This is a genomic window from Pelomicrobium sp. P1 (assembly GCF_052805615.1).
Genome location: NZ_JBRBEM010000002.1, coordinates 320,176 through 333,153 on the forward strand (window position 1 = coordinate 320,176; position 12,978 = coordinate 333,153).

The following is a 12,978-nucleotide window of genomic DNA, read 5'->3' on the forward strand; positions in this document are numbered from 1 at the left end:
CTAGGCGGCCGGGGTTTTTTTCGGGACTTTCCTTCCCCCACTGGACCGCTTGGCCGCGGGTATCCCAGAATACCCGGAGGGTTGGCCGGTGCCCGCCGACCCTTGCCGTTCAACCCGATGGCCGAGAGATGAGCGCACTGGCGGTTCGCGGCGGGGCCTTCTTGCACGGTCTCACGACCGATTTTTTTCTGGCTTATCGCAATGTGGCCCGCCAGGGCCACCGGAGCCTGGTGGCCATGGGGGCGATCATTGCCGGCGTGGCCCTGTACATGCTCGCCGCCGGCTTCATCGACTGGTCGTTACGGATGGGGCGTGAATGGACCATCCGCGCCCATTTGGGTCATCTGCAGGTGGCGAAACGAGGCTATTTCGAGTCGGGAGCGGCGGATCCGTGGGCGTTTCTGATCGATCCCCAGGTGGACGTCGAAGGAGCGCTCCGGGGGAGCCGAGAGATCACCGAGACGGCGCCGCGCCTTTCCTTCTCCGGCCTCGTCAGCCTCGGCGATGCGACGCTCTCCTTCTCCGGCGAAGGGGTGGATCCCCGCCGCGAAGGGGGGCTCGCCCGCGCCGTCGTGATCGAGCGCGGGCAACCCCTCGACGCCAACGATCCGCGTGGCGTGATATTGGGCCAGGGGCTTGCCTTGAATCTGGGCGCCAAAGTGGGCGACACGGTCGTGTTGCTCGCCACCACGCGCACTGGCGGGGTGAACGCCGTCGAGGCCCGGGTGCGGGGGCTTTTCTCGACGGTGACCAAGGCCTACGACGACTACGCGCTGCGTGCGCCCATCGGGCTCGTCCAAGAATTGCTCCGGGCTTCCGGCGCTCACAAATGGTTGGTCTTGCTCAACGAGACGGAAGCGACCCCCGAAGTATTGGCGCGCCTCCGCCCCCGTCTCGAGGCGCTGGGGCTGGAGATCGTGCCCTGGTTCCGGTTGGCGGATTTCTATAACAAGACCGCGGCGCTTTTCAAGCGCCAGGTGGGTTTCGTCAAGCTCATCATCGCGGTGATTATCGTGCTCAGCATCTCCAACGTGCTCACCATGTCGGTTCTGGAAAGAACCTGGGAAATCGGCACAGCCCTCGCGCTGGGGGCAAAGCGACGGCAGATCATGCAACGCTTCGTCGGCGAGGGCCTGCTGATCGGGCTCGCTGGGGGAGGGCTGGGAGCCCTCCTGGGAGCCGTCGCCGCGGCGGTGATCTCCGCCGTTGGCATTCCCATGCCCCCCGCCCCCGGCATGGGCCGGGGTTACACGGCCGAAATCGCCGTGAGCTGGTCCCTCACGGCCGACGCCGCCCTTCTCGCTTTGGTCACCGCCTTTTTCGCCAGCCTCTATCCGGCCTGGAAGGCGGCGAGCCTGCCCATCGTGGATGCCCTTCGTCACAGCCGTTGAGCTCATGTCCCGTATCCGGCTGCGCTTCGAGCGCTTCGCTATTTTGCTGGGACTGGCCGCCCGCAACGTCGCCCGGCATCGGCTGCGCACTGGGCTCACGCTGGCGGCCATCGGGTTCGGGGTGAGCGGGTTGGTGCTGACCGGCGGCTTCGTCCAGGACATCTATATCCAACTGGGAGAGGCCATCATCCGCTCCCAGACCGGCCACGTGCAGGTTGCCCGGAAAGGCTTTTTCACCTATGGCTCCCAGGCGCCGGAGAAGTACTTAATCGAAGACGCCACTGCCCTGGCGAAACGCCTGGAAGGCCAGTCCGGCGTTACCCAAGTGATGGGGCGCCTTCACTTTTCGGCCTTGCTCGGCAACGGCCGCACCGACTTGCCGGTCGTCGGCGAAGGGATCGAGCCGGACAAGGAGGCGCGGCTGGGCACCTATATGGTGATCCAGTCCGGGGAGCGCTTAAGCTCGCGCCATCGCTACGGGATTCTCGTGGGCGAGGGGTTAGCGAGGGCCCTCAAGCTCGGGCCCGGCGACACCGTGACCCTGATGACCACCGCGATGGGGGGCGCGGTGAACGTCCTGGACTTCGAGGTGGTGGGGGTGTTCCAAAGTTACTCCAAGGACTACGACGCCCGGGCGGTCAAGATCCCTCTGGAGGCGGCCCAGGAGCTGCTCGCCACCTCCGGCGTGAACGTGCTGGTGGTGGAACTCGGTGCCACCGGAGCGACGGACCGTTTCGCCGCCTCGCTCCGAAGCCGGTTGGAAACGGCGGGCCTCACCCTTCGCACCTGGCGGGAACTTAGCGACTTCTACGAAAAGACCGTGGACCTGTACGAGCGGCAGTTCGGGGTGCTGCGCCTGATCGTGCTGCTCATGGTGCTGCTTTCCGTCGCCAACACCGTGAACCTGAGCCTCTTCGAGCGCATCGGCGAGTTCGGCACCATGTGCGCCCTGGGAGACCGGCGCCGCAAGGTGTTTGGCCTGATCATGACGGAAGGGCTGTTGATCGGCTCCATCGGTGCCGGGATCGGGGTCGCGCTGGGAGTGGGACTGGCGGCGGCGATCTCCGCCGTCGGCATCCCGATGCCGCCGCCCCCCAACGCCAACTTGGGCTACATGGCCCGGATCCAGCTCGTTCCCGGAGTAATCACGGGGGCGGCGCTGGTGGGCGTCTTCGCCACCGTGCTGGCCACCCTTCTGCCCGCCCGCCGCATGGCGCGGCTTTCCGTCGTGGACGCGCTGCGGCACAACGTCTAGAAATCGTGGCGCAGCTCGGTATAGATTCGATCCCGGTTGCCGTAGCGGCCGAAGAACCCGTCCTGCGGCCCGGTGAAGATATCGAGCCCGAATCCCAGGGTGGTGTTCTTTTCCAGCAGCCAGTTGAGCCGCGGGCGGATGAGCCCGCCCGCGTCCTTGAAGCTCTGGATCCAGAGGAGCTGGGGCTCGAACCGAGCCCCCAGCTTGGTGGTGAGCCGGAGGCTTCCGCCGAGGCCGTCGGTCTTGATGATGTGACCCCCGCCTCCCCCGTCCAGGAAAGCGCGCTGAAACGCCTGCACGTTGAGGTGGGTGGCTCCCCCCAGGGAGAAATCGGCGCCGGCGATGACGTCCAGGGTCTCCTGCTCCACCACCCCGTTAGGGGCCGCGGGATCGGTCACGCCGAAGCGTTGACCGTGGGTATAGACCGCCTCCGCCCGCAGCACGAAAGCGCCCAGGTCCTTGCTCAAAGTCCCCCCGAGCTGCCAGATGCGGTCGTAGCGGGGCTGGAATCGGGCGGGCAGTCCGGGTCCGGCCGGCGCCAGGCGGAAGAAGGTGGGATGGGCGCTGAAACTCCGGTAATAGAAGAGCGACCAGTCCCAGCCGGCGGTGAGGGTATTGAAGCGAAGCCCGTAGTTGCCGTTGCCAAGGGTGCGGGCCGGGCGCTCCGGGTCCATGAACAGGGCCGCCGCCTCGGGGGGCGTCGGCGAAGGCAGAGGCACGGGGTAGAAATCCGAGCCGGGCTTGCCGATGTCGTCGAACACGGGAACGGGGATCCAGACGAGTTCCAGGTGGGCGTCCCCGGCGAAGTACTCCGCCCGCGCCGCCCATTGGGGAATGCGGATGACATCGAAGCCGGGCAGGAGGAAGTCCCGCAGATCCCGCGCCGAAACCACGTCGGCGAAGAACAGCCCCACCACCTCGCCCCACACGATATTCTGCGCGCCGACGCGCAAATCCCATCCGGCGAGGGGAAAGTCCAGGTAGATTTCCCGCCAGAACGCCTCCAGCCGCTGGTCTTCCTTGACCTTGGGCAAGTAGAACTCGGAGGCGAAATAGACCGGGTCCGCGTCCACCCGGGCGCCCGCTTTCCACCGCAGGCCATTCCCCAGGCGCCCTTCGGCTTCGAGCTGGGTGCGTGCCACTGCCCGGGACCAGTGGGTGGGTTTGCTGTACGTGTAGGCCAGGGTGGAGTCGAGGAATCCGCCCCACTTGACCGCAGGAGCGCTTTCTTCGGCCGGCGCCAGCCCGAAAAGCTCCTCCCGGCTGCTGGGCAGCGGCGCGCCGGCATCCCCCGCGCCATGGGCTTCGGCCTGGGCCAGCCGCAGCGCCCCGTCTCCGGCCTTGACAGGCACGACGCTCACGTCATCCCGCCGGCCGTCAGCGGGCAGGGGGCGCCTTGGCGCACCGTTCACCGGCGCTGCCCGGTGCGCTTCGCCTCGCTCTACGCGCCCCACGGTTTTTGTCTCGGGGTGTTCGATGGATGCCGAGCCGTCCCTGGGAAGGGGTGGCGGGCTTGACGCCGCCTGTTGAGCGGCAAGACTCGCTAGCAGACCGCCCAGCGAGGACGCGCTCATCGGGTAGGGGGCAGGCACCGACCCTTCGAGCCGTGAACTATCCCGCTCCATGGCGGCAGGCCCGGCGGGCGCGGCCCAAGCCGCGCTGGCCAGGCTCGAAGCTGCCAGCCCGGCGAGCAGCCCAAAAGTGCTATGCCGCTTAATGGGACCTCCCCGCCACGTCGAGGGCACCCCCCCGCTTGCGGGCGTCCACCGCGACCCAGCGGTCGCCGGCGCGCACCGCGAGCCGGGTGATCCGACCGTCTTCGATCTGCACCAGGCGGTCGGCCATGTCCATCACCTTCTGATCGTGGGTGGAAAAGACGAAGGTGGTGCCGAGCCGGCGGTTGATGGCCCGCATGAGCTCCAGAATGCTGCTCCCGGTGCGATGGTCCAGGTTGGCCGTGGGCTCGTCCGCCAGCACGATGCTGGGATGGGTGGCCAGGGCCCGGGCGATGGCCACCCGCTGGCGCTGGCCGCCGGAGAGCTGGTTGGGGCGATGACGGGCGAATTCCCTGAGCTGCACCACGTCGAGGAAATGGGCGACCCGCGCTTTGCGCTCCTTGCGGGACAGCTCCGGAAACTGGAGCAGCGGGTACTCCACGTTCTCCTCCGCCGTGAGCACCGGGAACAGGTTGAACGTCTGAAAGATAAACCCGATGGTGCGCCCGCGCAATCCGGCGAGCTGGTCGGGCGTTTTCCCGGTCACGTCCTGACCGTTGACGAAGACCCGTCCCTCGGTGGGCGTGTCGATGCAACCGATCAGGTTGAGCAGCGTGGACTTCCCGCTCCCCGAGGGGCCGGCGATGGCCATGAAAACGCCCGCTTCGACCGCGAGGGACACGTCCTCCAGCGCCTTGACCGTCTGCGTACCCAGCCGGTAGATTTTGGTCACGTGCTCAACCAGGACGACGCTCATGGCATGGCGTGTTCGGAAACGCTCGTCTCTCGGTTGCAGTCGTTAAGCGCATGATGTCCGCGCTTCCGGCTCGCGGCCTCGCGACAACGGCGTTCGCTTGCGTGGCAGCGCTCGCTTTGACGGCCGTGTCTCTCGGCGCCGCTTCCCCTACCACGGACGCCGATGCGGTTGCCCGTAGTATAGTGGAAAAGGCCGACGCGATCCGATTTCCCCAGGAGGGGTTCGAAGTCGACGTCGCCATCACCACCACCAGCGATGGCGCCACCACCGAGAACCGCAAGTACCGCGTCCTCTCCAAGGGCAACGACAAGACCATCGTGATGGTGACCGAGCCCGCCTCCGAGCGAGGCCAGATCCTGCTCATGCGGGATCGGGACCTGTGGGTTTTCCTTCCCAACGTTTCCCAGCCGGTGCGGCTTTCCTTGTCCCAGCGCCTGACGGGCCAAGTGGCCAACGGGGACTTGGCCCGGGCCAATTTCACGGGGGATTACGCGCCCCGGCTGTTGCGCGAGGAGACGATCGAGGGGAAAGACTATTATGTGCTGGAGCTCAACGCCGTGGACCGGGGGGTGACCTACCACAGGGTGATCTACTGGGTCCAGAAGGCGAATTTCTTTCCCTACAAGGCGGAGTTCTACTCGGTGTCGGGCCGCCTGCTCAAGACCTGCCAGTACGAGGAGTTCCAGACCATGGCGGGGCGGGTGCGGCCGACCCGGCTGGTCATGCGGGATGCCCTGCGGGAGGGTGAGGTTTCGATACTGGAATACGCCAACATGAAGCTGCGCGACCTGCCCGACAAGGTCTTCACCAAGGATTACCTCAAGCGGCTGTGATGGGACGGGTTCCGTCCAGCCCTGTCGTCGATCGACGACAACAGGGGTTGCCAGGGTTGATCAGGCTTGCACCGCCGCATCGCCCGCCTGGGCGTTTTGGCTGTCGCATATCGGCGACAGGAAACGCGCCGCTCATTCGGTCGCCTGATCTCTAATGCGTTGAAAGGTAAACTTATATCGGTGGTGGCCCGGTTTTTGCCATGGAGGGGAGCATCGATTCTCGGGCCTAGGGGAGGGGTGGCACCGTATGGCGCCATACGAGGCATGGGGACTGCTGTCCGCGGTCCCAAGCACGGTTTCCTTTGTTTCTTCGGATTCTTTTCTGGCTGCGTTCCGCGCCCGGCGTTCAGGGCAAGACGAAGAGGGCGAGGCATCCCGCACTGCGGCCCAGGAGGCTCTCTCGAGAATGCCGTCCGGGTCCATGAAAGTGGTGGTGGCCCGCTCCAGGCGCGAGCACGAGTCCGCCATCACCCTCGTCCGCCAGAACTACGCCCGGCGCGGGTACCGCACGTCTTTCCTGACGGAACCGCCGGCGGCCGGTCGATCGCAAGGCCTCTACCGCCACGTCACCTTGCTGGCCCAGCAGGGTGAGCGGGCCGTGGGGACATTGACCCTGGGGCTCGACTCCAGCGCCGGGCTTTCGGTGGACGAGGCCCACCGCTGCGCCGTGGACGCGATCCGCGCCCAGGGGCGCCGCGTATGCGAGTTGATCCGGCTGGCGGTGGACGTCGGCGAAACCTCCAGATCGGCGTTGGCGCTGCTGGTTCACTCGGCCTACCTGGTCGGTCGGCTGGTGCATCGGGCCACCGATGTCTTCATCGAGGTGAATCCCCGCCACGTCGCTTTCTATGAGCGGGCTTTCGAGTTCCGCCGGCTGGGCGAGCCGAAAATGTGCCCCCGGGTCCAGGCCCCTTCGGTCCTCATGCACCTGGAGCTCTCCCAGCTCGACCGGCGCATAGGCCTGGCACGTCCCCTGTTCCAGGCCGCCTGAATTCCTCAACCTCAACTGACTCCCCCTACGCCCGTCGTCCACCGGGCCACGGGCACTCGTCTCGTCCAACGGCTTTTTTGCTCGACGGCGCAGCGACGGGCCCGGCTCCGAGCCCCGACCTGTCGGCAGACCTTACGATCTTAAGACGAACTCGACGATAGGGATAAAAAGCATCTGATTTCAAAAAGCATATTTGTCGGCATGGGGCTTGCTCCCCACTCGGGGGGCTTGTTCAAAAGAGGAGAAAACACCCATGCAAAGGTTTTGCCATTCCAAAACTTGGATCCAACATGGGCTGGCCGCACTTTTGTGGACTGCTGTCAGTGTCGCCCAAGCGGGGATCATCACCCAATGGACCACCACGGGGAGCTCAGCCCCCGCCTCGGGGCCCCGAACTTTTTCCTCAGGAGGGGAGGTTTTGAGGGCGTGGGCCTATTCCACCGAATACGAGAACGGAACGGGCGTTTTCAATCCAGCCAAGCTGGGCCTGTACAGCGGCGGCCTGGGGGTAAAAAACAACTACCCGGATGATAACGTGAGTGGGGATAGCAAGCGGGAAGCGGTGTCGCCTTACCATGCGGTGGACAATCACCGGCACGTAGATCTGGTGATCTTCGAGTTCCCTGACGATCATTACAGCCCCTTGAGCTTTGAGATCGGCTACAAATCGAAGGATGCGGACATCCACGTGTGGTTTGGCGGTGCCGCGCTGGGCCCGGGTTTTGACTTCAGCGGACAAAGCTTCGCCACCCTGGCGTCTCTGGGCTTTTCGGACTTCTGGTCTTTCACCAACGTGCCGGTCAATACGCCTCAACTCCTTACGGGCGCAGGCTACGGCCGCTACCTGGTGATTGCTGCCGCCCCGAAAACCAGCACCAAAGACTTGGACGCCTTCAAAATCAGCCGAGTGACCGCAGAGCTTCCTGAGCCCGGGACCTGGGCGCTGGTAGGGGTCGCCTTGACGATGCTCTTCCTGCTCAGCAGCCAAAAACAAAAATTGACAAATCAATAAACTTCGACTACTTTTTAAAGCGACACCTGAAAAAGGCAAACCTGGCGTGAGCCAGGGGCGCAAAGTCACCAGTCTGGCGGCACTGGCCTCAGACAGTGGGACTGCCAGGGGTCGGGGCATGTACGAGCGTCGCGCGTTCTTCGGGTCGGCGCAGTCCAAGGGACAACCTCTCTCCCGTTCCATGTGACCCGCCATTGGCTTCCCCCCTGTTTGCAGCCGGCAGGCCGCTTACCCAGGGGAGAACGTTATGGTGCCCGCTATTCCTGTTCCGGAAGTTCAGCAGCCGCTCCGGTATCTTCAACCTCGCCGTTTTGACCTGCTCCGTGCCTCAGCCTGGAGGCGAGGGACGCAATGGCGGTACTGGCTCGCCGCTGGCCTCTCCTGCGGCGCCCTGCTGAGCGCGCCCCTCGCCCACGGCGAGGTCGTGGCCGAGAGCCAGGTCCAGGATGGCAAAGTGGTGCGCTACGTCAAAGGCCGCCTCCTGGTACAGCCGCGGGCGGGGATCGGGATGAGCGAGTTCGAGAAAATCCTGAAGCCGTTCGGCGCCCGGGCGAAAGCAAAGCTCGGTCCGCTCAACGTCCACATCATCGAATTGCCGGTCCAGGCGAGCGAGGTGGCGATGGCCCAAATGCTGGCCCGGCATCCCCACGTCAAGTTCGCCGAGCTGGATCGGGCGGTGGAGCCCGCCCAGACCACCAACGATCCCGCCCTGGGCAGCGCCTGGCATCTCCCGAAGATCGGCGCCAATACCGCGTGGGATCGTTCCGTCGGTGAGGGAGTGACAGTCGCCATCCTGGATACCGGGGTGGACGGCAACCACCCGGACCTTACCCCCCATCTGGTCGCTGGGTGGAACTTTTACGACAACAATGCCACCACTTCGGACGTCCATGGGCATGGCACCAAGGTGGCGGGCGCGGCCGCGGCGGTGGGCAACAATGCCTTGGGCGCGGCGGGCGTAAGTTGGCGCTCACACATCATGCCCCTGCGGGTGACCGATAGCCAAGGTTACGGTTATTACAGCCTCATGGCCCAGGCCCTGGTCTGGGCGGCCGACCGTGGGGCGCGGGTGGCCAACATCAGCTTCTTGAGCGTGTCTTCCAGCAGCACGGTGCGGGAGGCGGCCCAGTACTTCCGCAACAAAGGTGGCATCGTGGTGGTGGCGGGCGGCAACACAGGGGGCGAGCTGGGGGATCCGGCGAGCGATGCCATCACCGCCGTCTCGGCCACCGACAGCTCGGACAACCGGACTTCCTGGTCCAGTTGGGGCAAGCACATCGACGTCGCGGCGCCTGGAGTGAGCATTTACACCACAACGCGAGGGGGCGGCTACGGGGGCTTCTCCGGCACTTCCGCTTCGAGCCCCGTGACGGCTGGGATCTATGCCCTCATGATGGCGGCCAACCCCAGTCTGGATCCGGCCAGCCTGGACCGGACCCTTTTCGAGACGACCCTCGATCGGGGACCGGCGGGCTATGACCCCTACTATGGTCATGGCCGGGTGGACGCGGCCGCCGCCGTCTCGGCTGCCCAGGGCCTGGTTGCCAAGGATATCCAGCCGCCGAGCGTGGCCATCGTCTCCCCCACTGGCGGTAAAGTCAGCGGGCTGGTGCCGGTGGACGTGAGCGCCAGCGACAACGGGGGCGTCGCCCGGGTGGAACTCTATGCCAACGGGCGCTTGGTGGGCACGGAGACGACGGCGCCCTATCGCTTCGGTTGGGACACCTCCGCCCTTCCCGACGGGGAGGCCTCCCTCCAGGCGAAGGCGGTGGACGCGAGCGGCAACCTAGGGAGTTCCGCTACCGTCTCCGTCACCGTCGCCAACGACACCGTGGCCCCGACCGTCAGCTTCTCCAGCCCCGCCAACGGGGCCACGGTGAGCGGTACCGTGAACGTGAGCGCGAGCGCCACCGACGACAAGAAAGTCGCCAAGATCTCCCTCTCCATCGACGGCAAGGAAGTGGCGGTGGCCTACGGCTCCAGCCTGAGCTACACTTGGGATACCGGGTCCCGGAAGGCCAAGAGCAAAGGACGATGGGAGGCCCGGTCGAGCTCTACTTCCACCCTGACCGCCCGGGCAGAAGATCCTGCGGGCAACGCGGGCAGCGCCTCGATCACCGTCAAGCGGCAGTAAAGCAGCGAAAGCGCTAGCATAAAAGCAGAAAGCCCGCTGATCAGGCGGGCTTCTGCTTTATTGTTATTGTGGCAAAAACTTCAATCGATTCGCCGCCGGGCGTAGCGGCGGACGGCGCCGAGTCCCAGGAGCGCGGAGCCCAGCAGGAGCAGGGTGCCCGGCTCGGGCATTTCTTGGGGCGGCGTGCCTCCCCTGCCGTAGAGGGACATATGGGAAATGTTTTTCAAACTGCCCTTATGATTACCCCACATGGACCACGTGCCGCACAGGTCCGCGCCCGCGGGAATCGTGGGCGTGACAAGCCCTGTGAAACCGACACAGGAATTGGCGCTCATGTCGAGGATGAACCACACCCACTGAATCTGGCCGAGGGAGGGAGGCGGCGGGTCGGGATTGGTAACTTCATCGCCCGTGCCCCCGTCCTTGAGCACGATAAGAAGCTGGCTGAACGGCACAGCCGCCAAATCAATGTACCAATTGCCTTGGCTGCCGCCCACCGGCTCGAAGGTCAGAGCGGTCGAAGGCAGACTTTCATCTCCCTCTTTGTCGATCAGGGCCCAGTCAGCGAAGCCTCCCGGGGCGACGGAATTCACCGCGCTGGCGCTATCGTTGCTGGGGGTACCCAGGCCGCAACTGGTGGCATCCGCGAGAAACGGGTCCGGGTTGAAAGCGGTATCCACCGTACACGCGGCCGCCTGCGCTGATCCGGGCGCAAAGCCGAAAAGGGCAAGCGCCATTGCCACCACCCCTAATCGAAGGGCTCTTCCCATTGCAGTATTCATGTTCTTATCCCCCAAGTCGGTTTCAACGCATTAGAAGCATATACCGCGCCATGGCAGTAGGGTATTGATTCGCCATACAATGTTCGCTTTTTGAAGGGGGGATGCACCGAATTCGTAAACTGGGTCGACACCTTCCCACCAGCAGTCGAGATTGAGACGCGCTCCGCCCCTTCAGAGAAAGGGGGAGCAGTTCGACCCGGTTAAGGAAAAAAAATCCCAAGTCATTGACGCCATGGGCCGATCTGAAAGCCCTTGCAATGTGTAAAAAGCATCGACATGGACTGGGTGGGAATGGCCTCATTGCCGCTATCCGACGCAGAGAGCGAATCCGCATCGAACTTTTTTATTTGTTGAGACCCAGATACCGCGCCGCGTTGGCAAGAAGCTCGTACAAGGCGTAATAGCTTCCCCGCAGCGCGCCCATGTTGGGGAGCCATTCGAAAATCGTCTCCCCGGTCCAGGCGGGGAGCCCCGTCGGGGCGGGAATCACCTCGATCCCCGCCGCTTCGAACTCGGCCCGGGCCCGGCGCATGTCGAAGGCGTGGGCCACCAGAACGGCCCGTCCAACGTTCGCCTGGCGGAGCAGCGAAGCCGAGAGGACCGCGTTTTCGTAGGTGTTGCGGGACTGGGCTTCCACCCAGCGCACCGGCACGCGGTATTCCGCCTCCAGCACCGCCTTCATGAGTTCGGCCTCGGGGGGTCCTCGATGGGCGGCGCCGCCGGACACCAACACGGGAAGGCCGGTCAGGCGGGCGATTCGCGCCCCGTAACGGAGGCGCTCGAGACTCAAGGCGCTCAGGGTGTCCCCGCCGTACTCCACGGCCTCCGGCCGGATGCCGCCGCCGATGATGATCACGGCCTGGGCCTGGGTCGCCCGGCGCAAGTCCAGGACGGGGTCGTCCTGCAAGAGGAGGCCCAGGCTCCAGGAAACCATCGGCAGGGACAAAGCGAAGAGGACGAGCACGCCGGCCCACGCCAGCGCTTTCCCCAACGCTGGCCGGCGCCTCAGGAACAGCAGCCCCGCCGCAGCGAGCAGCAGGGGCCCCGCGGGTGGGAGCACCATCAGAGCCAGAATTTTCTTCGTGTAAAAAAAGGATTCCATCGCGGACACTGTAGACAAGCGAAGAGGACCGGGAGGAAGATTTCTTGGCGCGGACAACCCCTTGCGGCTATCATGCGGAATCGATATGAAGAAATGATCATCTTCCCCCTTCGCAGAACCATAACAAAACTTAACACACCCTCCACTTTTCTGACGCACGGCCCGGTCTATGATATAGACTGGCATCGGGATGAGGCACAGCCGTTGTAGCCAGTCGACAAGAAGCAGGTAAGCACGCCTTCGCCCGGGGATGACCGGGCGGTTTCAATTTCTCGAAAGCGATCCTGTTAATCCTCGATCCGTCGAGGAGGCGAGACTCATCCTCACGGATTCGAGGGCGACCTGTGCGGCCCGACGCCAGGGGGAACAACCGGTTCGAAAAAATCGGCTTAAGAACCAGCAACAAGCAAGAAAAGAAGCAAGAAGGCAACCGACGGGAGTGGCGGGCCATGCTCAGGTTCTTCAGTTACCGGGTGGCACTGGCCAGTTTTTGTGAGCTGGCGGCGGAAGCGGGGCTGTTTTTCATCGCCATGGTGGCGGCGGTGGCGCTGGCCGCCCAAGGAGCGAAGCCCTCGGGCGGCACGATGCTTTCCGCCGCCTTGTTCTTTGCCGGCTTGATGGTGGCCGTCAACGGCTCCCTGGGGCTGTACCGGCAGACGCGAACGGGCAATCGGCTTCAGGTGCTGAGCGGCCGCGTGGCCTTGATGCTGGTGGTGGGCTGGCCGGTAGCCTATGCCGCCTTCCATCTTCTTCCCCACGGAGATCTGTACCAGAGCGTCCTCGGCTACGCCATGCTGCTCGGGCTCGGGGCGGTGGTGCTGCTCCGCGGGGCGATGCCCCAGGACAACCGGTCCCGGCTTTTCGCCCACCGTATCCTGGTGCTCGGCGCCGGCCCCGATGCGCTCAACGTGGAGCGAGCGCTCGCTTCCCTTTCCCAGCCGGCGGTCGAGGTGGTGGGCTTCTATCCGCTCAAGGATGGTACGCAGCCCGCGGTGCCCCAAGGGAA

Annotated in this window: 10 protein-coding genes, 1 pseudogene and 1 riboswitch; of the genes and pseudogenes, 7 read left to right on the top strand and 4 right to left on the bottom strand. The window is 64.8% G+C overall.

Translation table 11 applies throughout. The annotated features are described in order from the left end of the window. Positions 1-128 precede the first annotated feature (128 nt). Entirely contained in the window at positions 129-1,391 is a 1,263-nt protein-coding gene (locus ACUVYZ_RS03645; RefSeq protein ID WP_439933075.1) for an ABC transporter permease, read from the top strand. Continuing rightward, entirely contained in the window at positions 1,369-2,646 is a 1,278-nt protein-coding gene (locus ACUVYZ_RS03650; RefSeq protein ID WP_439933076.1) for an ABC transporter permease, read from the top strand. The genes ACUVYZ_RS03645 and ACUVYZ_RS03650 overlap by 23 nt, the downstream gene beginning before the upstream one ends. Here the strand turns inward: ACUVYZ_RS03650 and ACUVYZ_RS03655 are convergent. Next, positions 2,643-4,007: a DUF1302 family protein gene (locus tag ACUVYZ_RS03655; protein WP_439933077.1), complete on the bottom strand. Its 1,365-nt coding sequence runs from the start codon at positions 4,005-4,007 to the stop codon at positions 2,643-2,645. The genes ACUVYZ_RS03650 and ACUVYZ_RS03655 overlap by 4 nt on opposite strands. Positions 4,008-4,359: 352 nt before the next feature. Next, a complete protein-coding gene (locus tag ACUVYZ_RS03660) occupies positions 4,360-5,118 on the bottom strand; it encodes an ABC transporter ATP-binding protein (RefSeq protein WP_439933078.1) in 759 nt (252 codons plus the stop codon). Positions 5,119-5,171: 53 nt separating this feature from the next. Between ACUVYZ_RS03660 and ACUVYZ_RS03665 the strand changes: the two genes are divergently transcribed. From ACUVYZ_RS03665 to ACUVYZ_RS03680, 4 genes are all read left to right on the top strand, one after another. Then, positions 5,172-5,951: an outer membrane lipoprotein-sorting protein gene (locus tag ACUVYZ_RS03665; RefSeq protein WP_439933103.1), complete on the top strand. Its 780-nt coding sequence runs from the start codon at positions 5,172-5,174 to the stop codon at positions 5,949-5,951. A gap of 421 nt (positions 5,952-6,372) precedes the next feature. After that, the gene (locus tag ACUVYZ_RS03670; RefSeq protein WP_446033028.1) at positions 6,373-6,942 is read left to right on the top strand and encodes an N-acyl amino acid synthase FeeM domain-containing protein; all 570 of its coding nucleotides are present in this window, start codon (positions 6,373-6,375) and stop codon (positions 6,940-6,942) included. Positions 6,943-7,360: 418 nt separating this feature from the next. Next, positions 7,361-7,954, top strand: coding sequence for a hypothetical protein (locus ACUVYZ_RS03675; RefSeq protein ID WP_439933080.1), 594 nt, complete (start codon positions 7,361-7,363; stop codon positions 7,952-7,954). A 24-nt stretch (positions 7,955-7,978) separates the two neighbouring features. Continuing rightward, positions 7,979-8,063, top strand: a riboswitch (cyclic di-GMP riboswitch). Between the two features lie 315 nt (positions 8,064-8,378). Continuing rightward, entirely contained in the window at positions 8,379-10,088 is a 1,710-nt protein-coding gene (locus tag ACUVYZ_RS03680) for a S8 family serine peptidase (protein ID WP_439933081.1), read from the top strand. A gap of 80 nt (positions 10,089-10,168) precedes the next feature. Here the strand turns inward: ACUVYZ_RS03680 and ACUVYZ_RS03685 are convergent, their stop codons facing one another. Together ACUVYZ_RS03685 and ACUVYZ_RS03690 are read right to left on the bottom strand one after the other, a co-directional pair. After that, a complete protein-coding gene (locus ACUVYZ_RS03685; protein WP_446033029.1) occupies positions 10,169-10,885 on the bottom strand; it encodes a PEP-CTERM sorting domain-containing protein in 717 nt (238 codons plus the stop codon). Positions 10,886-11,213: 328 nt separating this feature from the next. Then, positions 11,214-11,933 carry a YdcF family protein gene (locus ACUVYZ_RS03690; protein WP_439933083.1) on the bottom strand — a complete coding sequence of 240 codons (720 nt, stop codon included), beginning with the start codon at positions 11,931-11,933 and terminating at the stop codon, positions 11,214-11,216. A gap of 488 nt (positions 11,934-12,421) precedes the next feature. Between ACUVYZ_RS03690 and ACUVYZ_RS03695 the strand changes: the two are divergent. After that, positions 12,422-12,978, top strand: a pseudogene (locus ACUVYZ_RS03695) (hypothetical protein); the annotation flags it as partial.